Raw genomic sequence first — 25686 nt, 5'->3', positions numbered from 1 at the left:
CAGCCCTGACGCGAAGAGTTCTGCGCACAGCATTCGTCCACCTCAGAAAGTTCCGAAGCCCATGTCTGCTTCTCGAATCGTGCGCGCGGCAGGCGCGATCCTCGCCGCGAGTGTCACCGCGTCCGGTCTCGCCGCCTGCTCCGACAACTCGACCGGCCCACGCTCGCTGCGGATCGCACTGTCCGCGGACCCGCAATGCCTGGATCCGCATCAGGCCCCCTACACCGAATCCCTGCACGTGGGTCGGCAACTGGTCGCCAACCTCACCGACCAGGACCCGCAGACCGGCGAGATCGTGCCCTGGATTGCCACCGAGTGGACGGTATCCGACGATGCCTCTCGTTTCCGGTTCACGCTCCGCGACGACGCCACCTTCAGCGACGGCACCCCGATCGATGCGGCGGCCGTGGCCGCGAATTTCGAGGACCTACGCGATCTCGGTGCGAAATCCCCGTTCGGGCTCTCGTATGTCAGCGGACTGCGGAGCATCGAGACCCCCGATGCTCGCACTGTCGAGTTCGCGTTCGACGTACCGAACGCGCAGTTCCTGCAGGCGACGTCGATGGTGACCACGGGGCTTCTCGCCCCGGCGACACTCGATACGAGCCCGGAGGAGCGATGCACCGGGCAGCTGATCGGGTCTGGCCCGTTCGTTCTGGACCAGTACGCCCCGAACGCGTCTGCCACCCTGTCGTCGCGTACCGACTACAGCTGGCCCGGCACCACCGCGACGCACACCGGTGCCGCGGCGATCGAACGACTCGAGTTCACGGTCATGACCGAGTCGGGGGTGCGGTCGGGAGCTTTGCAGACCGCCCAGATCGATGTCGATACCGATGTTCAGGCGCAGGATGAGTCGGCGCTGTCCGCGGCAGGCATCGAAGTGTTCGCGCGTGCTCGCCCCGGCATCGTCTACACGCTCCTCGCCAACGACCAGAGCCCCGCACTGTCGGATCCCGCAGTGCGACGCGCCGTCAACCACGCGATCGATCGACCGGAACTGGCCTCGGTACTGTCGCAGCACGAGAGCTACGCCACCAGCGTGCTGTCCGCAGCGACACCCGGCTACGTCGACCTGTCCGCCGAGCTCGCCTACGACCCGGATCGCGCGGCCACCGAGCTCGACGCCGCCGGGTGGCTGCAGGGGCCGGACGGCATCCGTGTCCGTGAGGGGCGCCCGCTGACCCTGCGTCTGGTGTTCGCGGCGACCGAGACCCGCTCGGACGTGTACGAGATCGTGCAGCAGCAGCTGGCCCGCGTCGGAGTGGACTTCCGGCTGGTGCCGCTGCACACGGGGGCGAATCTGGAAGCGCAGAACAACGGTGACTACGATTTCGTGTGCTGGGCGGTGACGCGACCCGATCCGGAGGTCCTGAACACCGTGTTCTCGTCGGCGAGTGCCGGCAACCCCAACCGGCGCACCGAGCCCGCCCGTATCGATGCGCTGCTCGACGAGCTGGGAGGCGTCACAGAACCGTCGTTGCGCCAACGTCTCACCGACGAAGCGGCGCGCGAGGTGATCGATCAGGGATATGCCATACCTCTGGTCGAGCAATCCGCTGTTGTCGGCACGTCCGCGTCGGCCGACGGCATCGTGCTCGATGCGTCGAGCCGGCCACTCTTCTACGGAGCGAGGTTCGCATCATGACCGGATGGAACAACTGGGCCACCGGCGCGTCGGTCACGGCGACGGATTTCGTTCGCAGCGCAGGCGGCCTCATCGGCGCTGTGCTGGTCCATGTTCCCGGCGAGCAAGTGCGGAAGGACCTCCTCGCCGGCCTCGCCGCATCGCTCGCCACGGCCGGGCGCGAATCCGTCCTCGGAGTCGAGCACTTCGAGCGCACCGGTGACGACCGTCGGCGGGAACTGGCGCGGCAGGCTCGCGTGATCGGTTCCGGTATCACGACGCTCGCCGAGAAGTCTGCAGTTCCGGTGTGCGGAGTGGTGTTGCGTAGCAACTGCGAGGGACATCTGTGGACGCCGGCTGCAGCCGCTCACCTCGCGCGGACGCCGAACGCTCCGGTGTTGATGCAGCTGTACAACGAGTGGCTGCACCAACTGGTGCTCCTCCGCGACGCGCTGCTGCCGTTCCACAACTGGGAGCAGGTTCGGCTGCGCGTCGACGAGCACGGTCTGCGCCGCATCGAGGATCCGCGCCGCGCGTTTCTGACCGACTATCTCACCCGCTCTCCCCGACATGACGTGGTCGTGCAGCTCGCGGCCTGGGCGGTATCGGAGTTCCGGGTTCCGCAACGTGCCTACGGTTTCCGCGTCGAGGACGGTACAGCGCTGCCCTCGGTGGTGACGGGTTCGCCGCTCCACTCGCCGCGCGGCCTGCTCGACTGGTCCGATGCCGCAGACGGTGAGCCGACGGCGTTCGTGCCGGTCGTCGACGACTACCTGGCAATCCCCACCGCCGAACCGGCATCATCCGGACGGCAGAGGCAGCCGGAGTACATGCTCGTGGAGACGGGCGGAGGTGCCGGGCGCTCTCGGCTGACGCTGCGGTCCGATCACGCGCCGGACGTCGATCTCGGTCAGGCGCTGCGAGGACACCGGTATGCCTATCTCGCTGTCGGCGGAGAACCGCACACACCCGATGGAAGTGGTTCCCAGTACACGGCGCCGCAGGTGCTGGCGACAGACGGCCTCGTCGACTTCCCTTCCGGAACACACTTGATCGACGATGTGCCGGACCGACAGGTCCTGGCGCTTCTCGGAAAGATAGTGCCGCACAATATAGTTCTCTGGGACGGCCGAGACTGGACCCGCGCAGCAGGTGCGGGGAAGGCCGGGCCACCCCGGGTGGTGGTGCGTGTCGCCTGACGGGGTACCTCTCGTCAGGGTGACGGTGTGTACGTCATTGACCCGGAACGGTATTTCGGCGAAACTGACCAACCATGGGGATCGTAGGGGTGGGCATCGATGGTGTGAGCACGCTACGTCAACATCTCGGTCGCTGGATTCAATCCAAGACCATCAAAGGGCTCGAACCCGGACCGTACGACATCGAGGTCCGTAAGAATCTCCGGGTTCCGATGGACGACGGCGTCGTGCTCCTCGCCGACCTCATCACCCCACTCGGCGATACCGATCCGCGCCTGCCCACCGTCGTGATTCGCGGCCCATATGGACGCAGCGGCGGGGTGGCAGGTTCGGCGCGGGCTCTGGCCCGCGAGGGTTTCCGGGTGTTGTTCCAGAGTTGCCGAGGCACGTGGGGGTCCGGGGGAGTCTTCACCCCGCAGATCGACGAACAGCGCGACGGTCTGGCCACGCATCGTTGGGTCCGCGACCAGCCGTGGCACACCGGTCCGATCGCGACCTACGGCGCCAGCTACATGGGATTCACCCAGTGGGCGGTGGCGGCAGAACTCGAACGCACCGACCCCGACAACGCCCCGAACGCGCTCTGTCTGCTCGTCACCATGCCCGACTTCGGTGCCACCACCTGGGACAATGGCGCTTTCTCCATGCGCAATGCGCTGGGCTGGACGCAGATGATGGACCGCATGAACCACCGGGAGATGCTGCCCCTGCTGTTGGGGCTACGCGGCCCGGATTCGAAACTGCGGAAGGCGTTCGACGTGCTGCCGCTGACCGCCGGCGACGTCGCAGCGAACGGACGGAAGGTCGACTGGTACCAGGATTGGGTCGCCCGCGAGGACCTCGCCGACCAGTACTGGACCCAGCAGTCGCATACCGCGTCCGTTCCCGAGGTCGCCGCGCCGATCTTCATGGTCACCGGCTGGTACGACATCTTCCTGCCCTGGCAGTTACGCAACTACGCCCAACTCGTCGAGGCCGGCAGGCCGCCGAGCCTGACGGTGGGGCCGTGGGCTCACCAGTCCCGCGGTATGGCCGCGCCGACGATCACGGGGGCAGTCGAGTTCCTGAAGGAGCAGTTCGCCGACGCGCCCACCACACGCGTCGCACCGGTTCGTGCGTTCCGCACCGGTGCCGACGAGTGGCACGATCTGCCCACGTGGCCACCCCAGGGCGTCTCCACCGAATCGCTGTTCCTCCAGCCCAGCGGCAGGTTCGGGCCCGACAAGCCCGCTGGTGGCAGCACTACCTACGTCTACGACCCCTCCGATCCCACCCCTGCCCTCGGCGGCCCGAGCCTGGATCCGAAATCGGATCCGGCGGACAACACCGAACACGAACGACGGGCCGATGTGGTGGTGTTCCGCGGCGACGCACTCGCCGAACCCCTGACTGTCGCCGGTGAACCTGTCGCCCGAATCCGATTCCGCTCGTCTCGGCCCAGCGCCGACCTGTTCGTCCGCATCTGCGATGTGCATCCGGACGGCCGCGCGATGACGGTCTGCGACGGTATTCGCCGGATCGGCTCCGTCGGAACGAAAGCCACCGATCCCGAACCGGATTCGGACGGATTCCGCATCGTCGAGGTCCGCCTGTGGCCCACCTTCCACGAATTCGCCGCCGGTCACCGCGTCGGGATCCAGATCAGCTCCGGCGCGCACCCCCGCTACGCCCGCAACCCTGGGTCGGGTGAACCCGCAGCCACCGCGACCACCCTGCACCGGGCAGAACAGGAAATCTCCCACGAGTCGGCCACGCCGTCGTGTATCGATCTCCCGACGTGGTCGCGCTGAGCGCATTGTCTCCGTTCGCGCGGGGTGGACCGCACTGATCGGGAGCGATCTCATGTTCTCGATCCAACAGGGTGTGGATTCCCGGATAACGGGGAACCCTCCTCACGTCTGTCTTGCGACGCGACGAGCACGGAGGCGCCATGCCAGCGGAAAGCTCCCACCCGGACCCTCGCGCAGTGGAACCGGAGCACACCGCGGACGGACGTATCGTCGAGACACGATCCGAGGACTTCGCGCACGCGCGTAGTCTCCCTGTCGATCCGGATTGGTTCAAAACCGCGGTGTTCTACGAGGTGCTCGTACGCGCGTTCAACGACTCGAATCAGGACGGCACCGGCGATCTCCGCGGGCTGACCGAGAAGCTCGACTACATCGCCTGGCTCGGCGCCGACTGCATCTGGCTGCCACCCTTCTACGACTCTCCGCTGCGCGACGGGGGCTACGACATCCGCGATTTCCGCGCGATACTGCCGGAATTCGGTACCGTCGACGACTTCGTGACGTTCCTCGACGAGGCCCACAAGCGAGGAATTCGCGTCGTCACCGACCTGGTCATGAACCACACCTCCGACACCCACGCATGGTTTCAGGACTCGCGTACCGACCCCGACGGCCCGTACGGCGATTTCTACGTGTGGTCCGACTCCGATACCGGGTACCAGGATGCGCGCATCATCTTCGTCGACACGGAGTCGTCGAACTGGACGTGGGACCCCGTCCGCAAGCAGTACTTCTGGCATCGCTTCTTCTCGCACCAGCCGGATCTGAACTACGACAACCCTGCCGTGCAGGACGCGATGCTCGACGTCCTGCGGTTCTGGCTCGACCTCGGCATCGACGGATTTCGCCTCGACGCGGTGCCGTACTTGTTCGAGCGTGAGGGCACGAACTGCGAGAACCTGCCCGAGACGCACGCTTTCCTGAAGAAGTGCCGCGCGGTGATGGACGCCGAATATCCGGGCCGGGTCATGCTGGCAGAAGCGAACCAGTGGCCGACCGACGTGGTCGAGTACTTCGGCGAACCCGAGATCGGCGACGAATGCCACATGGCCTTCCACTTCCCGTTGATGCCGCGGATCTTCATGGCGGTGCGACGACAGAGCAGGTTTCCGATTTCCGAGATCCTCGCCCAGACGCCGCCCATCCCGCGGACCGCCCAGTGGGGAATATTCCTCCGTAACCACGACGAACTGACCCTCGAGATGGTGACCGACGAGGAACGCGACTACATGTACGCCGAGTACGTCACCGATCCGCGGATGCGTGCGAACATCGGGATCCGCCGGCGTCTGGCCCCGTTGCTCGAGAACGACCGCAACCAACTTGAACTGTTCACAGCGTTGCTGCTGAGTCTGCCCGGTTCGCCGGTGCTGTATTACGGCGACGAGATCGGTATGGGCGACAACATCTGGCTCGGTGATCGCGATGCGGTGCGCACACCCATGCAGTGGACGCCCGATCGCAACGCGGGCTTCTCCCGAGCCGACCCGGCACGCCTGTATCTGCCGACGATCCTGGACCAGACCTACGGGTATCAGGCGGTCAACGTCGAGTCGCAGCTCAATTCGACGAACTCGTTGTTGCACTGGACGCGCCGGATGATCCAGGTGCGTAGGCAGCATCCTGCGTTCGGCAAGGCCGCGTTCACCGAACTCGGCAGCGCCAATCCCGCGGTGCTGTCGTATCTGCGGGAAATGGACCCCGGGCCTGGCCGCAACTACAGCGACGTGATCCTGTGCGTGAACAATCTGTCGCGATATCCGCAGGCCGTGGTGCTGGATCTGTCGAGGTTCGCCGGGTGGATTCCGGTGGAGCTCACAGGGTCCGTGCCGTTCCCGCGGATCACGGACGAGGGGTACATGATCACGCTTCCCGGGCACGGGTTCTTCTGGTTCGCGCTGCAGCCGGATCCCGCGCGCGAAGGTCCCGGAGTGCATCCGGTCAGCAGCGAGGCGGAAGCGGCGGTGCAGCCATGACCGAACAGAACGGACGGTTGTATCCGGATTCCGAACTCGAAGCCCAACTGGTGGAGTGGCTGCCGCATCAGCGGTGGTTTGCCGCGAAGGGGCACACGATCACCGGCGTGAGAGTTGTATTGCGGCAACCCCTGGCCGAGGAGCCGGGGTTCGGTGCAGACCACCTGCTCGTGGCGGTCACGTTCGATTCCACACCCGAGCAGATCTATCAGGTGCCACTCGGTTATCGATCGCATCTGCCGGACGAACTGGTACCGGCGACGATCACCGCGCCGGACAAGGCGGCCCGCCACTCCGTGTTCGTGTATGACGGGCTACGCGACCAGGAGGTCATCGGTCTGTACGCACAGAGCCTGGCGCTCGGCGGAACCCGCGGCCCCATCGACCTACACACCGTTCCGGGGACGCAGATCGAGCCGGGGATGCGGGGGCGTGCACTGAGTGCAGAACAGTCGAACACCTCTGTTGTGCTCGGGGAACAGTTGCTGCTCAAAATGTTCCGTCGTGTCACGCTGGGGATCAATCCCGACGTCGAACTCCACCTCGCGCTCGCCGAGGTGGAGTGCCGGTCGGTGGCGCCGATACGCGCGTGGATCGAAGCGGACATCGACGGCGTCCGTACCACCCTCGCGATGGTTCAGGACTTTGCGGCGAACTCCGCCGACGGCTGGTCGATGGCGCTCGGAAGCGTCCGGGACCTGCTCATCGAAGGGGATCTGCGCGCCGACGAGGTCGGTACGGACTTCGCGGGTGAGGCGCACCGGATGGGCGTCGCGGTCGCCGAGGTCCACGCTCATCTCGCCGCTGGTCTCGGTGAATCGGAGCGCTCGGCGGCGGAGCTCGCCGCGGGAATGGTCGGGCGACTCGAGGCCGCGGCCGCCGAAGTGGACGAACTCGCTGCCTTCGTGCCCGACCTGCGGGCGTTGTTCGGCGAGGTCGCGATGCTCGGCCCGGTCGCGGTGCAGCGTATCCACGGCGATCTGCATCTCGGTCAGGTGCTGCGGACACCGGAGCGGTGGCTGCTCATCGACTTCGAGGGGGAGCCGGCGAAGTCGCTCGCGGAACGCCGGCGCCCTGACACGACGCTGCGAGACGTAGCCGGGATGCTGCGGTCCTTCGACTACGCGGCGCACCATTCGGTGCGCGAGCGCGAGCCCGACGGTGTCGCGACGCAACGGGAGTTCCGGGCGGGGGAGTGGGCGCAGCGCAATTCCGCCGCGTTCTGCGACGGATATGCCGCCACGTCCGGATCCGATCCGCGGGGGATCGGTGCACTACTTCGCGCGTACGAGGTGGACAAAGCGGTATACGAGGTGGTGTACGAGGCGCGGAACCGGCCGACGTGGTTGAGGCTGCCCCTCAATGCGATTCGACGACTGACCCAGCCATGAGGGGCAGGGTGCCGTTCGCTGATCTCGGTCGTATCGTGACGCGCTTCATGAGGTAGATCGCGGACAGCTATATTGCGCACAATATAACTGTGCACTACATTCGGTGCCGTGTCCGATCACTTCGCACTCGACGAGCAGGTGTGCTTCGCCCTGTACCGGGCGTCGCGCGCCACCACCGCCGTGTACCGGCCCCACCTCGAGCGGCTGGGCGTCACCTACCCGCAGTACCTCGTACTACTGGCGCTCTGGGAACGGGACGCACGCGGAGTGCACGATCTGTGCGACGCCCTCGATCTCGATACCGGCACGCTGTCGCCGCTGCTCAAACGGCTCGAGACCGCCGGGCTCGTCGAACGTCGACGGCAACGCGCCGACGAACGCCGAGTCGTCGTTCACCTCACCGATGCCGGCAACGCGCTCCGCGAGGAGGCCGAGGACATCCCCGGCTGCATCGCGCGCGCAAGTGGGCTCGGCGTCGACGAACTGGTCGCGCTTCGAGACACGCTTCACCAGCTGACCGCCGCGCTGCAGGACGCAACCGGCGGAACCTCCGAAGAAGGGTAAGACCCGTCATGAAGATCATCTACACCGCAGAAGCCCTCGCCACCGGTGAGGGACGCAACGGCCACGCCCGCACCAGCGACGGAAAGCTCGACGTGAACCTTGCGATTCCCAGCGAAATGGGTGGCAACGGCGAGGGCACCAACCCCGAGCAGCTATTCGCCGCCGGATACGCGGCGTGCTTCCACTCCGCCCTGCAGATGGTCGCGCGTCAGGAAGGCGCCGACGTCAGCGATTCTGCAGTCGGTGCTCGTGTCGGTATCGGCCCGACGGACGCGGGCGGTTTCGCGCTCGCGGTGACCCTCGAGGTCTCACTGCCGAATCTGACGCGCGACAAGGCGCTCGAACTCACCGAGAAGGCGCACCAGGTCTGCCCGTATTCCAACGCGACGCGTGGCAACATCGACGTCGTGCTCGAGGTGGCGGAAGACTAGATCCGTCTACCTCTGCCGGTTGTGCACGGTGGACATCGCGCCCGGATTGTCACGGCGCAGATCGAACTTTGGTTGGATCAACGTCGCTATACGCCGTTGACGTAACCAAGAAATCCGAGCGATCCCGAATCGGGTGTGAGCGCGGACGTCCAGCTTTGCACTGCATATGGTGCAGGTATTCGCCGACTGGAGCTGCGACGGCGACCTACTCTGGTGAAATGACAATTCTCGTGACGGGAGCAACCGGAAACGTCGGCAGACTCGTGGTGGACGAACTGATGCGCGCTGATGCCCCACACGTGCGCGCCTTGACGGTGAACCCCACGCGGGCGGCGCTACCCGGCGACGTGGAAGTCGTCGAAGGGTATGTGGGCAAGCCTGATTCACTCAGCGGGGTGTTCGACGGCATCGACACCGTGTACCTCGCGCCGGTCCCCGCGGCAGCGCGGGAAGTCGCGATCCTCGCGCGCGACGCCGGGGTGCGCCGGTTCGTCACCCTCACCGGCGCCCCGGGAACCGACTGGTACGGCATCGAGGCCGACGTCGAAGCGTCCGGCCTCGAATGCACCCACCTCGAACCAGGCGAGTTCATGACCAACGCGACCATCTGGGCAGAGCAGATATGCACGACGGGTGAGGTCCGCGGCACGTATCCGACCGCGGCGAATGCCCCGATCGCGCTCGAAGACATCGCTGCGGTTGCGGCGCAGGCACTGCTCGGCGAGTCCCATTCCGGCCGAACGTATGAACTCACCGGGCCACAGTCGCTGACCCATCCGCAGATGGTTCATGACATCGGTTCGGCGCTCGGGCGCCACGTGCCGTTCGTCGAGGTGCCGCGGGAGGAAGCGGAAGCGGTGCTTGCTCGCTCGATGGGTGAGTACGCCGGGTGGTATCTGGATGGTCGGGCGCTGCTCGTCGATCATCCACAATCGGCATTGACGACGGTCGAGGAGATTCTCGGCCGGCCCGCGACGACCTTCGCTCGGTGGGCCGCCGCGAATGTCGAGTTGTTTCGCTGACTCGTAGAGCGCCTCACTCGTGCGGCGTGCCGAGTTCGCCACCTGGGGACAATTCCACCGCGTCGATACCTGCCTGCTGGGCATGGTGGACGAACTCGGCTCCGGGGCCGAAGAACAATCGGGGGCGCACGGCGTCGAGGCCGACCGGCCACAGGGTGCCGTAGTGGATCGGTACTGCCAGTCCCGCAGCCACGAGACGCGCGACGACCGCGGCTCGGGACGGGTCGAGGTGACCGTTGCCGAGGGTGGGGCCCCAGCCGCCGACGGGAAGCAACGCGATGTCGACGGGGCCGACGTGGTCGGCAAGGCCCGGATACAGATCGGTGTCACCGGCGAAGTAGGTCCGGCGGTCGCCCTCGACGACGAAACCGATCGCCTGAGCGAGCTCCGGGCCGCGTCGCCAGCGCCGGCCGTCGTGCCGGGCGGGCACGGCTCGGACGGTGACGCTGCCGATCCGTATCTCTTCGCCGATGCGCAGCGGCACCAGGCGGTCGGCGAACCGGCGCAGTGCGGGCAGACCGTCGATCGCTCCCCACGGGGTCACGATCGGAATGCTCGGATCGAGCAGCCGCAACGACGGTAGATGTGTGTGGTCTGCGTGCAGATGCGAGAGCAGGACCGCGTCCGGGTTTCGCACGTGCGGCCCGCTGGGAGTGGGGCCCCGTCGGCGGCGCAGATGCGCGACGCGGTCGGTCAGCACCGGATCGGTCAGGACGACCGTCCCCCGATCCGCGATCAGCGTGCTGGCATGTCCGAGCCAGCGCACACCGGACGGGGCGTCATCTCGGCCCGCGGTGGTGTTCACGCCCCTTACGATTCCAGACGAGGGGAGGGACTGAGATGCGCACGGTGAGTGGGATGGTTCGAGTGCTCGTCGAGTTCCTTGTGCTGTGGAGTTTGTCGGCGCTCGCGATCATCGTGCTCGACCGCATCCTCGGTGGCATCACACTGGATCCGTCCGGGTTCGCTCCGATTCCGACCCTTCCGGCCGCGTTGGCGCTGTCGTTGGTCTTCGGGCTGCTCAACGCGGCGCTGTGGCCCGTGATGATGCGGTTGATGTCATGGATCGGGCCCGTACTGTTGTTCGTCGGGGTGTTCGTGGCCGGTGGACTGATCATGCTGCTCACGCTCTACCTCGTACCGTTGGCGTCGGTGGACCGATGGCAGGATGCGTTCTTCCTCGCGGCGCTGCTCTCGCTGTTCACGTCCGTGGTCTCGGGAGCCATCGCTTCCCGCTCCGATAACGCATACCGGTTGATGCAGGTACGCCGACAACGGTTCCGATTGCGTCGCCACAGGGTGCTCGCGGACGCGTCCCCGGGGTTGTTGTGTGTCCAGATCGACGGCCTCGGCTACGACGTGCTGCGCCGCGCGATCGCCGACGGTGTGACTCCCGGGTTGGCGAAGTTGGTGCGTGAGACCCACCGCCTGATGCCGTGGCATACGGACTGGAGCAGCCAGACGGGCGCGACCCAACTCGGCGTGCTGCACGGCTCGAACCACAACGTGCCTGCCTTCCGCTGGTACGACAAGAGCACCGGACGGGTCTCGGTGTTCAGCAACCCGGCCGACAACGAACAGCGAGAACTCGAACGCAGCGACATTCCCGGGCTGCTCGCGCGCGACGGTGCGAGCCGCGGGAACCTGTTCACCGGGGGCGCGCACGACAACGTGCTCGTCGTCAGCCGCATGCGTGGTGCGCGCCTCGGTGGCGGTGCCGGCTACCGCGACTATTTCGCCGATCCGGCGAGCGCACTGCGCACCGTCATCAGGATGGTCGCGGAACTGCAACGGGAAATACGTCAGTCTCTGCGGCAGAAGCGAAAAGATATCCGGCCGCGGGTGCCGCGGGGCGGGGTGTACCCATTCGTCCGAGCGTTCGCGACGGTGCTGGCCACCGACGTCGCCGCTGCCGCGGTGGTCGGAGATCTGATCAAGGGACGCAGCACCGTCTATCTCGATCTGATCGGGTACGACGAGGTGTCGCACCACTCCGGTATCTCCCGGCCCGAGACCCTTGCGGTGCTGACCAAACTCGACGACGTCGTCGAGATGCTGCTCGCGGTGGTGGCGCAGGCCGACCGGCCGTACCGCGTGGTGGTGCTGTCCGACCACGGCCAGAGTCAGGGCGCGACCTTTCTGCAACGCTACGGGGAAACACTGGGGCAGTTGTTGATCCGGCTGGCATCAAGGAGCAAATCGGACGCTGTCCGGCGTCACTGGTACGAGCGTCGATCCGAGGTGCCTTCCCAGCCGGGAGCGGAAGGGCGTGGCTACGCCGCGGCCAGTGTGCATTCGCCGACCGCCGGTGAGGAGGCGCACCCGTCTACGGGTGAGCCGATCGTGCTGGGCTCGGGCAACCTCGGTCTGATCTACTTCCCGCACCTGCCCGGTCGCGCCGACATCCATGCCATCGAGGCTGCCCACCCCGGGCTACTCACCGGCTTGCGTGAACATCCCGGGATCGGCTTTCTGCTCGTCGCGGCGCCTGGCGGATCTGTGGTGCTCGGGCCCCACGGACAGGTCGACCTGACCACCGGCGAGGTGACCGGCGAGGACCCGCTGGCGGTGATGGGCGACGACGCGCTGGCGAAGGTGCGTCGCACCGACACCTTCGACAACGTCGCCGACATCATGGTCGGCGGCGCGTACTGGCCCGACACCGACGAGGTTGCGGCGTTCGAGGAGCAGGTCGGTTCGCACGGTGGGATGGGCGGCCCGCAGAGCACGCCTTTTCTCATCTACCCCGCAGACCTGCCTGCACCACCTGCGCCGCTGCACGGAGCTGAAACCGTGCACAAGGTGCTGGTCGGATGGCGGGATCATTCGACCGGGCCGCACACAGAGGAAACACGGCACGACACGGCAACCCGCGGGGGCAATCTGGGGCGCGCGAGGCACCGAGGCTGATTGCGGAAAGGCGGCACGATCCTTGCGATTCCCTCGACGCCGTCCTGCCCCAATCTCTCCGCTCAGAGCGGCTTCCATGCGCAATACACTGGCAGGCGTGGAACCGGTCGTCGATTATTCCACCCGCGCAGTAGCGGAACCGCTGCGCGGACTGGTCGACGGCTACCTCGGCTATCGCATGGCGGGGTTTCCCGCGGGAATCCATCGCGGGCTGCCGTCGCGGCACATGACGTTCATCGTGAGTATCGGAGCCCCGATCGTCGTGTGCGCGCAGACCTTCCGGCGCAACATCCCGACAGCTATCGGTGTGTACTCAGCGGTCTGCAGGCGTCGACCGCGCTGATCGCTCATGATGGCAGTCAGGAAGGCGTCGTGATCGAACTGTCGCCCGTGGGGTGTCGCGCCCTGTTCGGAATGCCGGCGGCCGAGTTGTGGGACGGCTCCTTCGAATCCGCCGACGTGCTGGGACAGGTGGGGGACGAGCTCTGGGAGCGACTGCAGAGCCCCGCCGGCCGGTCCGAGCGGTTCGAGGTGTGTGACCGGGTCCTGCTCCGGCTGCTGCGGGAGAAGACCGTTGCTCGCGAGTTGGCGGCCACGTGGCAGGGGATCGTGGAATGCGGCGGGGCGCTACCCGTCTCCCGGTTCGCCGCGCTGCTGCAGGGGTGGGCGGACGCCATCGTCGCCGACGACGCCGACCGGATCGCGCTTTTGCCGAGCCCGACTGGAAGCTCGTCGGGCCTGAGGGAGGCCCGATCGGACGCGACTCGTTCCTCGCGTTCGTCGCCTCCGGAGACCTGACGCATTCGGCAATGGACTTCACGGTGCTGGACGCGCGGGTGTACGGCGACGTCGCGGTGATCCTGGCGCACGGCACCAACCAGGGGAAGTGGCGCGGCGAACCGTTCATATCAGACGAATGGGTGACAGATGTGTTCGTTCGGCGTCCAGGTGATCTCGAAGACCACTCGTACGGCGGCCGCAGTTTTTCCTCGGACGACCCCGAGGGCCACGCGTGGACTTTCGGGCAGACGATCCGCGAGGTGGCACCCGAGGACTGGGGGGCCGTCGCTACCTGAGGACTCGGTGTAGCCACGTTCGAAGTGATGTTTCCCCACTCCGGCGCCGGGGAACCCGGTGGGCATGTCCGTCCTTGTCGCAACGGAGAGCACCCGAGGCACTACCCGGCGCGCCGCCACGGTGATCGCGGGGTCGCTGGCCCAACACGGATTCGATGTCACACTGGGCACCCTGTCCGACCTCGAACGGGCCGCGGAGTTCGAGGCCATCGTCATCGGGAGCGACACGGAGGGTGACGGCTGGCCCGACGTCGCGCGAGAGGCGTGCAGACGTCACGCCCCCGCACTGACACAACGGCTGGTCTGGCTGTTCTCCGGCTCTGCGCCCGACGACACGTCGAGCGGAAACATCGACCTGTCCGAACTGGCGGAGACGGTCACGGCACGGGACTACAAGTACTTCCCGACGACCGATACCGAGCGGATCCTCTCGTGGACGGCGTTCATCGCCGATGAACTCCTTGGGCACAGCTGACCTACGCCGGTCGGTTCACCGTCGTCCTCAGACGCCTACGTGCTCCACGATGATCTGTTTCGCCGCGCTCCACGCGGGTGAGTGAACGTCCCCGAACTCGCCGTGCCCGAGCCCGTCGAGCATGTGCAGCTCGGCAGGATCGCCGGCGGCCTGGGACGCCTGGACGTACGTGCGTGACTGCACGGGGTTCACGGTCTGATCTGCGGTACCGTGCACAGCCGTCACCGGCAGGCCGACGGGAAGATGCTCGATGGGCGAGGCGATTGCGTAGCGGTCGGGATGGTCGTCGGGCATGCCGTCGAGCAGTTCGCGTACGAACCCGTCGTGCCCGGCAGTGGCAGCCAGCGACAAATCGAACACCCCGGCCATGATGGTCGCGCTCACCGGACGAATCTCAGGTTGCGAACCCGGGGCATCCGGGGGAAGGGTATGACGTCCTGCGATCCAGGCGGCGAGATGCCCTCCTGCCGAATGTCCGGCGAGGTGCACTCGTTCCAGATCGAGGCTCCCACCGGCCGCGTCCTGCACAGAAGTCGCGAGTGCTTCGGTGGCGTCGTCGGCATCGGCGAGCGTGATCGGCCATCCTCCGGCACCCTCGACACGACGGTATTCGATGTTCCAGACCGCGATGCCTTCGTCGGCAAGCGATTGCGAGAGCGGCTCGAAATACGACAGATCGTGATCTTCGAGCCAGCCTCCACCGTGAACCATCACCACCACCGGGTGCGGGCCGTCGCCGCCGGGCAGGTGAAGGAATCCGTAATTGTCGGCGCCGTCTCCGTAGGAGACACGTAGTGTTGCCGGCTGCGTGTCGTGCTCGGCTACTGCGGTGTCACCCGAAGAGTTCGAACAGCCGGCGACAACGGCGACGGCCGTCAGGAATACCGCAGTTCTCAGCCTTGTTGGTCGGGTCGACTTCATTCGGCACACCTTTGTTGTCGAAGCGCGGGAGTTCACCGCCGCTGGTCATGCTGCAATACTGCACGACTTGTCGCTCGGGTCACGTGAGAAACAGACAACACTGCCGTTACAACAGACGGAATTTGTCGGAAACCGCGTACTGGACCCCATCGTTTCACGTGCCGACGATAATCCGAGGCTCGTACAATTCGTGCGCCGACAACCTGTCGCGTTGCTCGGGCGCACCGTCGTCGATTCTCTGATTGTCGCCCTGTGTGTCGACCACGGGTATCGGCCTGTGACCGAACCGCCGACAGATCGGCACGCGTCCGCACGTGAAAGTCACGCCCAGAAATGGGAACTCGTCGGAATCAGAGTGTTGGTCGCGTAGTGGATCGGATGGCGAGACATCGGCACGACTCTCGAGTGTGCGGAGAGTTCGACCGCGATCTGGATTGCGGAGTTGGCGGCGCCGACCACCACGACACGGTGGTCGGGGAGCGGTACGAGGCAGCGTGGATCGTCTGATGGTCAGGGCAGCGGCTCACCGGTCTCGAGCAAAGTCTTCAGACTGGACATGAACGCCGGCCAGCCGTGCTGGACGGACTCCAGAACCTTGCTCTCCGGTCCGATGAAGTCATCGTGGGTCAGCGTCAGCTTGACTGTCTCGCCGTCCTGTTCGAGTTCGAACGTGACCCGCGACGCCGGTTCTTCGGCCAACTCGGCGTACTCGCTGCCGGCGTCGGCTGCGACCTTGAAGGTGTAGGCCAGGTGTTTGCCCGGTTCGGATTCCAACACGACCTCCCCGGTCTCGACCCGGGTGCCGTCCGGGTCGATTGCGATGATCGGTGATCCGACCTGCCAGTCGGATTCCATGGCCATCCCACCGAACCAGCGACGGATGAAGGCGGCGTCGGTAAGTGCTTGCCAGAGCTTCTCGGGGGTGGTCTGGATATACGTGACGTACACGAACGTGGGCTTGCTCATCGGTCGGTCCTCCAGGGATCGTTTCAGGTCCGCGAGCGCGTGGAGGCGTTCGCGGTCGTACTTGCCGATCCAGCGGTCGGCGATCTCGCTGATGGGGGCGGGATTGAGGTAGTGCAGACGTTCCCGACCGTGCCGTACGGTCGCGACGAGGTTTGCGTCGATCAACACGGCGAGATGTTTCGTCACTGCCTGCCGGGACATCTCCAGTCCCTCACGGAGCTCCCGCAGGCTCTGCCCATTACGCATGTTGAGGCGGTCGAGTAGTCGTCTGCGGTTGGCGTCGGAGAGCGCCTTGAATACCTCGTCCATGCCACCATCACCTCTTCAAGCAACCTTTGGGTTGCCTATTCCAAAATAAGCAACCCAAAGGTTGCCTGTCAAGGTCGTCTGGTGCGGCACACGGCACCAGGCGCTGATCGAGGCATCCGGGTCGGAGGCTAACCGCGCGCGGGACGCTCGCGCCGGGCCAACACCTCCACCACTACCGGGGAAGCGAGCTCCACGGCGAGCAGCAGATCATGGAAGCGGTGGGGCCGACCCAGGGTGGCGCGGGTCGCGAGCCGGCCGACACCTCCGAGAGCCATCAATCCGGCGAGGATCCGCATCCGGTTCAGGTCCGGTTCGGGGCGAGCCGTGGCGTCGAGCCAACTCAATCCGTAGCCGGCGAAGACGGGGCCCATGAAGCGCACGTGTGAGTCCACGGTCGCGTCATCGGTCATGCCGGGTTCCGCGGAGGCTCCGCCGACGAGCTGGATGCCTCCGATCGCGATGCAGGTCCATCCGGTCACGCGTCCTAAGATTCTCAGGGCTGACATGAGCCCATACTGACAGACAGGGCGTTCGTCCGGACCGCGCCGACGATGCCGATGATCCACATCAGACGTGAATGCCGAAGGTCTCGATCTTCCGATAGAGCGATGATCGGGCGATTCCCAGCGATTTCGCGGCTGCGACGCGGTTGCCTCCACATTCGCGGAGCGCCACCACGATGGCATCGCGTTCGGCGATTTCCATCGTCGTCATCGTTCGCCGAGGCGCAGAACTGAGTGCGGGTGGCAGATCTGCGGCGGTGATCGCCCCCGCCGGCTTGACACGCAGGGCGAACTCGAGAGTGTCCACGAGTTCGGTGATGTTGCCCGGCCAGTGATACTTCTTCAGCACTCGCAACGCGTCATCGCGAATATCCGACTCTCGGTGAGGTGCACTCTGCCCCAAGCGCATCCGGATGATGGCCGGTATGTCATCGGGGTGATGCCGTAAAGCGGGGACGTCGAGTGTCGTGGCGAAGTTTCGGGCGAGGACCGAGTGCAGGAGTCGACTGCCATCCGTGGATGAAGTGGCGACGATCCACCGTGCGGGATAGCTGCGCTGGTCGGCGGATACCAAATCGGAGACGACCTGGTCCTGTTGTGCGTCGAGTAGATCGATATTGCGCAGAACGATTGTGGTGGCGGAAGACTCGATCGCCTTACTTACGCCCGATTCCACGGGCTGGGTGGCATCGCACTCCACGACGACGATCGGTGCTTGCGGATTCTTGTACAGGTGCGCGCCGCGGGCAAGGGTGAGCCTGCCGCTTCCGCCTTCTCCTCGCAGGATCGTGTTGGCCTCTGACGAGGCGAGCGCGATCAGCTCACTGCTGCACCGCGCCCACTGTGGTGACGAACCGGTCGACCCCGGCAGCACGGGAATGCTTCGGTGGCGTGTGATCGCGCGTGTGGGGTGCGGGGACCGTTCGACTTCCAGGATCACGCCCGCGACCTCGACACCGTCCTCGATGATGTTGCGCTTGACCGTGATACTTCCGCCCGAGGGCAGGTGAAGGTCGAGTTGGGTGATCTGCGAAGGGCCGAGCAGTGCATGCGCCTCCTCGCGGAGGAACGCTTCATCGATCGGATCGAGCAGGCGAGAGCCGATGGAGTTCGACATGAAGACACCGCAGCTCAGTGAGTACACCGCGGCCTGCCGCCGCCGACAGGCTGCCAGAAACTCTCCCAGTACGAGCTGTTGCTTCTCCGATCCCGTCGAACGGAGTGCGGATTCGATGTCCCGGGCAGCTCCGAGCGCGAGCTGACGCATCAGGGGGTTCGCCTCTCGGGCGAGACCGGTGATGTCGATCAGCCCTTCGACACGCCCGAGAATCGGATTGTGGATAGGTGCGCCGGCGCAGCTGAAATCGTGAATTGCCTCGTGGAAGTGTTCGCGCCCGTTGACGTAGACGGCCATCCCGGTTTCGAGGGCTGTGCCGACGCCATTGGTACCGATGACGTCCTCTGAGTAGTTGAACCCCGGCGCGAAGCAGACACCATCCAGCTTCGCGGCAAGGGCAGGATCGTTGTCGCGGCGCAACATGACCTGCGCATGCTCGTCGGTCAACGCGACGCTCAGCGACATTCCGGACAGGTCGTCGTGAAGGCGATCGAGGATCGGTGAAGCGCATTGGACCAGCCTGCGCCGCAGGTCGAGGTCCTCGACGAACTGGAGACGAGGAGGGTTCGAACCATCCGGTACTACACCCGCCTGGCGAGATCGCTGCCACGACTGGGCGATAAAACTCGAGACGTCGTCGGTTGTGGACAGGGATGAAGCGGGTCGACGGTCGGTGGTCACTCGCCGCCTCCGGTAGTCAGTATCCATCGCATCTCCGTCCTGCGTGTCTCTGCCGTTTCCACATCACTGTGTCGCAGATCACCTGTCTCGAGTGTCCCAGAATGGGACATCGGGTGGGAAACCTGCTCCAACTCGGGGCGGGCTCGAGGTGCGAGGGTGGGTGGCGGAGCCGGACGACTGCGCCTCCCGGACCCAGTGCGTGCATGGTCCGGGAGGCGCGGCCCCAGTTCAGGCGGAGGGAATGAAGCCGTCGGTGACGAACAAGGTGGCGCCGCCAGTGGCGAAGTTTCCGATGTCGGCGGCGGCGGCCTGCCCTTCGGCTGATGCGAGCCCGTCGTCGAGCGCCTGTCTGGAGTCGAAGCTCAGAACGGCTACGAGATAGTAGGGCGCCTGCGACCGGTCGAGCGTGCTGACCTTGCCGGCATGCCAGGTACGCACACCGGGGATCCTGTCGGCCAATGGGCGATGGGTGGCGCTGTAGTACCGGTCGAAGGACTCGGGGTCATCGGGGTGGCCGTAGCAGACGATGAGGTGATGCACTGGATTCCCTTCGAAGATGTGACTGCGCGGTACAGCTGGTCAGATCTCGGTGTCGAGGAGATCTCGGAGATGGCGGTCGATCTGCGGCATATAGGTAGGCGAAACACCGAACAGCCCCAAATGGCCAAGGGTGTCTTCGACGACCCGCAGTTCGCTGTCCTTGATCAATTGCTGCTCGGGCTCACAGTCCCGCACCGGGAACAGCTGATCCTCGTCGATGGGCATGACGAAGGTCTTGGCGGTGATTCGTCCGAGCGCTGCAGTCAGATCGCCGCCGGTGTGACGGGCGACGTCACCGCGCTGCCACGCCCATGACTGAGTGAGGAGCGCGTTGGGATCCATCGCAGTGAAATAGGGCTCGAGAAATCCGGTGAGGAATGCGTCCCTGGAGTCGAAGTCCATTGCCCGCCAGATCTCCTGCTTCCAGAACTCGGTCGAGAAGCCGAGAACTGCCCAGATATGGGCTTGCCGGGTCAGACCGTCGACGACCTGTTCGTGGGAGGTGTACTCACCGCCGTTCCATCCCGGATCCGACTGGATCGCTTCGCGCATGATCTGGGCGATGAGGAAGTCGCCCGGCGTGTTCTGGGCAGTGCCCGCGATAGGTGCGGCACGCAATACCTTGTCGGGGAATCGCACTGCCCATTCGTAAGTCTGCTGAGCTCCCATCGAACCGCCGGTCACGAGCGCAAGCCGCGTGATACCGAAGTGCTCCCGCAGCAAGCGTTCCTGCGCGACCACGTTGTCACCGATACGGACGTGCGGGAACTTCGACATCGCGATTCCTGCGTTGGCGCCGGCGGCGTTGTGCGGTGAAATCGACAGCCCGCTACCGATCTGATCGATGCAGACGATGAAGTATTTCTCCGGGTCGAGTGCGTGGTCGGGGCCGATATAGACATCCCGCCAGATCTGGTGCGTACCCGAATACCACGTCGGGATGAGGATCGCGTTGTCCTTGGCCTCGTTCAAAGCGCCGAAGGTTGCTACCGCGAGTCGGCACTCGGGTATGGAACCGCCTTCCTCCAAATCGAGTGGTCCAATGCTGATCACGTCGTAATCGCCATGAAATTCACTTGTGTAGTACGGGTTCTCGATCATGGTCGTCCTCCTCGGGCGAGCAGATGAAGTGGGTAGTGGGTCAGCTCAGTTGAAAACCTTTGTACCCGGCGGCAGCGGCAGCGAGGGTCTTTTCCCGATAGACGCCGACTCCGCCGATGTAGGACAGCACGCGGCGGGGCTTGCCGGGGACGTTTGCGCCGTTGTACCAAGAGTCGGTTTTCGAGACCAGGGTGGCGTTCGCGGTCTCGTCATGGTGGGCGACCCACTCGTCCTCACCGGCCAGGGTCGGCTCGATGACAGTGTGGTCGTGCGCCCGCATATACCGGATGCATTCGGCTATCCATTCGGTCTGTTGTTGCAGGCAGGTGGTCATATTGCACAGTGCTGCGGACGGGGCCAGAGGCGCACCGGTCGTGAGCATGTTGGGGTAGCCGTGCACCATCAGACCCATGGTCGTGCGGATGTCGCGATTCCAGTCGTCCTTCAGTGACCGTCCGCCGCGCCCGCGGATGTCGATCCGCGTCAATGCTCCTGTGCCGGCGTCGAAACCCGTGGCCATGACAATGACGTCGACCTCGTGCAGCGTGCCGTCGGCCAGAACTATGCCTTCGGGCACGATCCGGGTGATCGGATTGTTGCGGACTCCGATGGCCTCGACGTTCGGGCGGTGATAGACCTCGAGATAGTTCGTTTCCAGGGGCACACGATGCGTGCCGAAGCCGTAGTCGGTGGGGATGAGCAGGTCGCACAGGTGTGGATCCTGGAGGCGTGCGCGCATCTTGCGTCGGACGAACTCCGAGATCTCTTCGCTGATCTCCTCTTCGTAGAACATCTCACCGAACGACGCGAGCCACAGCTTCAATGAGCCGTTCTCGTAGATCTCTTCGAGCACGTCGTTGCGCTGTTCCGGAGTCAGATCTGCCCACACGTGCTCGAAGTCGTATTCGAAGCCGCTGAAGGTGGTCGGCAGTGTCTCTTTCAGCTCGGCGAACCGGTTCTTGTATGCCGCTACGTCCGACTCGTCGAAGGCTGGATTCTTCATCGGTAGCGCGTACTGGGGGGTGCGGATGAACACCTTCAGATGCTCGACCTTGTCGGCGACGGTCTGGATCACCTGGATGCCGGTGGCGCCGACCCCGATGACAGCGACCCGCTTGCCGTCGAGATCAGCACCGTCCTTCGGCCAACGGGAGGTGTGGAAGATCTGTCCGTCGAAATTTTCCTGCCCCTCGAACATGGACGACATCGGAGCCGACAGCATTCCGCTGCAGGCGACCAGGAACCGAGTGGTGATCGTCTCGCCGCGATCGGTCCGCACGACCCACTTCGCGGCGAGTTCGTCGTAGTGCGCGCTGGTGATTCTGGTGGACAGTTGGATGTCGCGGCGAAGATCGAGGGAGTCTGCGATGTAGTGCATCCAGCGCTCGATCTCCGGCTGGCCGGGAAAGCGTTGGCTCCAACTCCAGTTCTTGTACAGCTCTTCTGAGAACAGGTACTGGTAGATGTACGCCTCGGAGTCGAAACGCGCACCGGGATAACGGTTCCAGTACCAGGTACCCCCGACGTCGTCGGCGGCGTCGTATGCGCGCACTCGCAGACCCTGTTCTCGTAGCTGGTGCAGCTGGTACAGACCGGCAACTCCTGCGCCGATGATCAGTGCATCCAGTTCGAGCGATTGCGTTGCGGTTTCCGTAGGTTCAGCATTCGCTGTCGACATCTCGAGCCCTTCCGTGGTGCTGGTCACTGAGATGTCATTGTTGTGAGAGTCGACACGGATGACTGTCCGAACTTCGGACATTTTGTCGATCATCAGGGTGACGCCAGAAACGGCCTGCCGGTAACGGATGTCGCGTCGGGCGAATCAGATGTTTCCGGCGCTACGTTCTGGCGATGGACGGTTCTGCGGAGAATTGTTCACGCAGTCGGCGCTTGAGAATCTTGCCACTGGGGTTCTTCGGAAGGCTGTCGACGATCACGACGTGCTTCGGGACCTTGTAGCCGGCCAGATGTTTCCGGCAGTACGCGACGACGGCGGCTTCGTCGATCTCGGTGTCGGCGACGACGACGGCTGCTGCAACGGCTTCGATCCAGCGAGGGTGGGGAACAGCAAATACCGCTACTTCCTCGACGCCGTCGAGGGCGTAGACAACCTCTTCGACCTCTCGGGTGGCAACATTCTCGCCGCCCGTCTTGATCATGTCCTTCTTGCGGTCCACCACCCACAGATAGCCTTCGTCGTCGAGGTAGCCGAGGTCACCGGAATGGAACCACCCCCCGGAGAACGCCTCTGCAGTTTTCTCGGGCCGGCCGAGATAACCCACCGTGGCGTGCGGACTGCGGTGCACGATCTCGCCGACCTCTCCTGCGGGTAGTGGGCGGTCCTGGTCGTCGACGATGCAAGTTTCCACATTCAACGCCGGCCGACCGGCAGAACCTGCCTTGCGGATCTGGTCTTCCGGACCCAGGGCCGTTGCCAAAGAAGACATCTCGGTCTGACCGTAGAAGTTCCACAGTCGGATTCCGGGAAGTCGGCGATTCATCTCGTGCAGGATCTCGACAGGGAGAGCAGAGGCACCGTAATAACCCTTGCGCAGCGACCCAAGGTCGGTGGTGTCGAAGTTCGGCGAGTTCAGCAAGGCGATCCATACGGTCGGAGGGCAGAACAAATTGGTGATCTGTTCTTCTTCGATGGTGCGCAACAACAATTCGGGGGCCGGTCTGTCGAGGATGACGCTGGTGGCCCCGAGATAGATGTCGGTGCTGAGGAAGTTGTCCAATTGGGCGCAATGATAGAGCGGAAGAGCATGAATTTCCTTGTCCTCGGTGCTCATTCCTCCGGTGACGATGCAACTGATGTACTGCCACATGAGGGACCTGCTGGTGAGCAGAGCCCCTTTCGGGCGTGACTCCGTGCCCGAGGTGTACATGATCCGGATGACGTCGTCGTCGCCGATCGGCACTTCCGGCGCTGCATCGCCACGGAACTCCGTCCACTCCGATATCGGTGTCCAACTGTCCGGTACTGGAGAATCGGACAGTTCGATACCGACTCTGATCCGGACACTTCCCGCAGAGTCCGCGACGGCCTGGTCGGCGACGGGGACGAGGGCATCTTCGACCACGAAGGCATCGGCTCGGCAATCGTCGAGAATGTAGGCGATCTCCGGCCCTGTGAGCATGAAGTTGATCGGGACGAAGACGACCCCGAGCCGGGCAGTCGCGAAGTTGAGGACAGGGAGTTGCCAGCAGTTGTGCGAGAGCGCTGCCAGGCGATCGCCGCGGCGCAGGCCGGCAGCGTGGAGCGCGGCTGCGACGCGGTCGACCACCGCGTCGAACTGCGCGAACGTCAACCGCACCTCACAGTGAACGATCGCGAGTTTGTCCGGGAAGCGTGCCGAGGACCGCCGCGGAAGGTCGCCGATGGATTGGCCACGTGCGTGGGACACGAGGGTGGAGCAGGCGCTGCCGAACTGCATGTGTGACCTCTTTGCTCAGGTGTGAGTCGGAGTCGGTCGTGGTTCCCGCCTCGCGGCACGACTCGTAGATGAACTGTGCCCTCGCAATTGGGTGAGTCGATACCGTCCAACTACGTGATCACTACGGATCGGCACCGGGATCGAAAGGGCGGAGTGAAAGACTCAGCTCGGATGCTCCTCTTTCGAAAGGGCCACTGCAACCAAATACTCTGTCTTCGCTACCGACACATCCTGACCCCGTCACGCAGGCGGGATGCTGTTATAGCCTGGCTGTGTACCCGGTTGTCGGGATCCCGTAGTCGACCACGTAGTTGCCCCGCTGTCGAGATACGCGTGGCGGGTCATTGTGATTCCAGTCATATGCAGGTACCCGTCGTACCCATCTGGAAGGAATCCTCGGATGACAATCACCGCGCCCGTTCTCTCGACGTATCAGCAGCGAGCTCGCGGGGCCGAGTATCTCGATCGCGCCCGCGAAGTAGCCAGGGTCATCGAGGCCGAAGCGAACGCCATCGAAACAGAAGCAACGATCACTCGGCCTGTCTACGAGGCGCTTGCGGAGGCGGGCTTGTTCTGGATTCTGGTGCCGGACGAATACGGCGGTGCCGGCCTCGACATCGTCAGTGCCTTCAAGGTGGTCCAGGAGATCACACGCGCCGACGGCTCCACGGGCTGGGCGTTCATGGCCAACTCCTGCAGCACCGGTGTTGCGGTCGGCTACACGAATCCCGACGGTGCGCGCGAGATGTTTGCAGGTGTCGACAAAGGCATCACAGCGGGCATGATCGTCCCCACCGGCACAGGCGTGCGAGTCGACGGCGGATACCGTGTCACCGGCCGCTTCCAGTTCGCCAGCGGCTCGGCCCACGCATCGTGGATCGGCGCAGGCTTCGTCGTACACGACGACCAGGGCAATCCGATGGTGGGAGAGGACGGGCAGCCCGAGGCCCGTATCGCCTGGATCCCCAGGGAGAACATCGAATTCCTCGGCAACTGGGACGTCATGGGGATGGTCGGCACCGGTTCGTACGATTACCGCGTGACCGACGTGTTCGTCGCAGAGCGGTTCACCATGAACACCTTCTCGACCGTTCCAGTCCGGCCCGAGTCCGTGTACAAGCTCGGGCTGTTGGGCATCGGTGTCGGCGGCCACGCACCTGTGGCACTGGGGCTGGCCGAGCGAGCCTTGGAGGAGATCGCCCGCATCGTCGCGGGGAAGGTCCGGCCCGGATACGACGGTGCCGTCGGTGACTCCGATGTCTTCCGTATCGAGTTCGCCCGCCACGAAGCCTTGTACAAGGCCGCCTGTGCCTACGTCTACCAGGTATTCGGGGATGCGGAGGAGACCGCGGCAGCAGGACTGCCGATCTCCGACGAGCAGCACGCGCGTCTACGGCAGGCTGCGACCTGGGTTCAGGAGGTCGCGGGCGATGTCGTGATGTTTGCTCACCGCTGGGCCGGTAGTGCCACGGTTCGTAACCCCAGCGTGCTGGGCCGGTGCGTCCGTGACGCAGCTGTTGCCACTCAGCACGCTCTGATCGACCGCATGACGTTGAGTGATGCGGCCGGGGCGATCTTGCCCGGCTATCAGCAGGGCTGATCGCCGGGTGCGTTACGAGTCCGCCCGGGCCGCTCCGGCGGCCCGGGCGT

Annotated in this window: 23 protein-coding genes; 14 read left to right on the top strand and 9 right to left on the bottom strand. The window is 64.9% G+C overall.

Translation table 11 applies throughout. The features are described 5' to 3' along the window. Positions 1–61 precede the first annotated feature (61 nt). The 8 genes from EV641_RS06770 (at position 62) to EV641_RS06735 (ending at position 10000) form a co-directional block, all read left to right on the top strand. Complete coding sequence (locus EV641_RS06770; RefSeq protein ID WP_132471227.1) at positions 62–1648, top strand: ABC transporter substrate-binding protein; 1587 nt, start codon at positions 62–64, stop codon at positions 1646–1648. Then, positions 1645–2826, top strand: a complete 1182-nt coding sequence (locus tag EV641_RS06765) for a hypothetical protein (protein ID WP_132471226.1) — start codon at positions 1645–1647, stop codon at positions 2824–2826. Before EV641_RS06770 ends, EV641_RS06765 begins: the two co-directional genes overlap by 4 nt. A 74-nt stretch (positions 2827–2900) precedes the next feature. Next, the gene (locus EV641_RS06760; RefSeq protein ID WP_132471225.1) at positions 2901–4616 is read left to right on the top strand and encodes a CocE/NonD family hydrolase; all 1716 of its coding nucleotides are present in this window, start codon (positions 2901–2903) and stop codon (positions 4614–4616) included. 140 nt (positions 4617–4756) lie between these two features. Next, positions 4757–6592 (top strand): maltose alpha-D-glucosyltransferase, encoded by a 1836-nt coding sequence (treS, locus tag EV641_RS06755; RefSeq protein ID WP_132471224.1) that lies wholly within the window; start codon positions 4757–4759, stop codon positions 6590–6592. Then, a complete protein-coding gene (locus tag EV641_RS06750) occupies positions 6589–7983 on the top strand; it encodes a hypothetical protein (RefSeq protein WP_132471223.1) in 1395 nt (464 codons plus the stop codon). Before treS ends, EV641_RS06750 begins: the two co-directional genes overlap by 4 nt. Positions 7984–8091: 108 nt before the next feature. Then, positions 8092–8547, top strand: a complete 456-nt coding sequence (locus EV641_RS06745; protein ID WP_054720521.1) for a MarR family winged helix-turn-helix transcriptional regulator — start codon at positions 8092–8094, stop codon at positions 8545–8547. 8 nt (positions 8548–8555) lie between these two features. Continuing rightward, a complete protein-coding gene (locus EV641_RS06740) occupies positions 8556–8978 on the top strand; it encodes an organic hydroperoxide resistance protein (RefSeq protein ID WP_054720523.1) in 423 nt (140 codons plus the stop codon). A gap of 218 nt (positions 8979–9196) precedes the next feature. Then, complete coding sequence (locus EV641_RS06735; RefSeq protein ID WP_132471222.1) at positions 9197–10000, top strand: NAD(P)H-binding protein; 804 nt, start codon at positions 9197–9199, stop codon at positions 9998–10000. Positions 10001–10013: 13 nt separating this feature from the next. Here the strand turns inward: EV641_RS06735 and EV641_RS06730 are convergent, their stop codons facing one another. Beyond that, positions 10014–10805: an MBL fold metallo-hydrolase gene (locus EV641_RS06730; RefSeq protein ID WP_132471221.1), complete on the bottom strand. Its 792-nt coding sequence runs from the start codon at positions 10803–10805 to the stop codon at positions 10014–10016. Between the two features lie 35 nt (positions 10806–10840). Between EV641_RS06730 and EV641_RS06725 the strand changes: the two genes are divergently transcribed. The 5 genes from EV641_RS06725 (at position 10841) to EV641_RS06710 (ending at position 14461) form a co-directional block, all read left to right on the top strand. Then, complete coding sequence (locus EV641_RS06725) at positions 10841–12910, top strand: phage holin family protein (RefSeq protein WP_132471220.1); 2070 nt, start codon at positions 10841–10843, stop codon at positions 12908–12910. 97 nt (positions 12911–13007) lie between these two features. Beyond that, complete coding sequence (locus EV641_RS06720; protein ID WP_132471219.1) at positions 13008–13253, top strand: hypothetical protein; 246 nt, start codon at positions 13008–13010, stop codon at positions 13251–13253. A 29-nt stretch (positions 13254–13282) separates the two neighbouring features. Next, a complete protein-coding gene (locus EV641_RS29670; RefSeq protein ID WP_241996926.1) occupies positions 13283–13708 on the top strand; it encodes a hypothetical protein in 426 nt (141 codons plus the stop codon). Beyond that, positions 13663–13986 carry a nuclear transport factor 2 family protein gene (locus EV641_RS06715; RefSeq protein ID WP_241996909.1) on the top strand — a complete coding sequence of 108 codons (324 nt, stop codon included), beginning with the start codon at positions 13663–13665 and terminating at the stop codon, positions 13984–13986. The genes EV641_RS29670 and EV641_RS06715 overlap by 46 nt, the downstream gene beginning before the upstream one ends. Before the next feature lie 64 nt (positions 13987–14050). Continuing rightward, complete coding sequence (locus tag EV641_RS06710; RefSeq protein WP_132471218.1) at positions 14051–14461, top strand: flavodoxin domain-containing protein; 411 nt, start codon at positions 14051–14053, stop codon at positions 14459–14461. Positions 14462–14488: 27 nt separating this feature from the next. Here EV641_RS06710 and EV641_RS06705 read toward each other — a convergent pair whose 3' ends face one another. The 8 genes from EV641_RS06705 to EV641_RS06670 form a co-directional block, all read right to left on the bottom strand. Then, positions 14489–15382, bottom strand: coding sequence for an alpha/beta hydrolase fold domain-containing protein (locus EV641_RS06705; protein WP_132471217.1), 894 nt, complete (start codon positions 15380–15382; stop codon positions 14489–14491). 510 nt (positions 15383–15892) lie between these two features. Further along, positions 15893–16657, bottom strand: coding sequence for a metalloregulator ArsR/SmtB family transcription factor (locus EV641_RS06700; RefSeq protein ID WP_054713120.1), 765 nt, complete (start codon positions 16655–16657; stop codon positions 15893–15895). 128 nt (positions 16658–16785) lie between these two features. Then, entirely contained in the window at positions 16786–17163 is a 378-nt protein-coding gene (locus tag EV641_RS29150; protein ID WP_277874482.1) for a DUF4345 domain-containing protein, read from the bottom strand. 61 nt (positions 17164–17224) lie between these two features. After that, on the bottom strand, positions 17225–18958 hold the full coding sequence (locus EV641_RS06690; RefSeq protein WP_241996892.1) for a helix-turn-helix domain-containing protein: 1734 nt from the start codon (positions 18956–18958) through the stop codon (positions 17225–17227). Positions 18959–19186: 228 nt separating this feature from the next. Continuing rightward, a complete protein-coding gene (locus EV641_RS06685) occupies positions 19187–19498 on the bottom strand; it encodes an EthD family reductase (RefSeq protein ID WP_054713122.1) in 312 nt (103 codons plus the stop codon). 39 nt (positions 19499–19537) lie between these two features. Beyond that, the gene (locus tag EV641_RS06680) at positions 19538–20599 is read right to left on the bottom strand and encodes an alpha/beta fold hydrolase (protein WP_054713123.1); all 1062 of its coding nucleotides are present in this window, start codon (positions 20597–20599) and stop codon (positions 19538–19540) included. 40 nt (positions 20600–20639) lie between these two features. Continuing rightward, complete coding sequence (locus EV641_RS06675; protein WP_132471373.1) at positions 20640–22277, bottom strand: NAD(P)/FAD-dependent oxidoreductase; 1638 nt, start codon at positions 22275–22277, stop codon at positions 20640–20642. 160 nt (positions 22278–22437) lie between these two features. After that, positions 22438–24036: an acyl-CoA synthetase gene (locus EV641_RS06670; RefSeq protein ID WP_132471215.1), complete on the bottom strand. Its 1599-nt coding sequence runs from the start codon at positions 24034–24036 to the stop codon at positions 22438–22440. A gap of 400 nt (positions 24037–24436) precedes the next feature. On the opposite strand from EV641_RS06670, the gene EV641_RS06665 reads away from it, so the two are divergent. Next, positions 24437–25636 (top strand): acyl-CoA dehydrogenase family protein, encoded by a 1200-nt coding sequence (locus tag EV641_RS06665; protein ID WP_132471214.1) that lies wholly within the window; start codon positions 24437–24439, stop codon positions 25634–25636. The last annotated feature ends 50 nt before the right edge of the window (positions 25637–25686 follow it).

The sequence above is a fragment of the Rhodococcus sp. SMB37 genome, assembly GCF_004345605.1.
Taxonomy (GTDB): domain Bacteria; phylum Actinomycetota; class Actinomycetes; order Mycobacteriales; family Mycobacteriaceae; genus Rhodococcus.
This window is presented reverse-complemented; position numbering and strand designations above follow the sequence as displayed.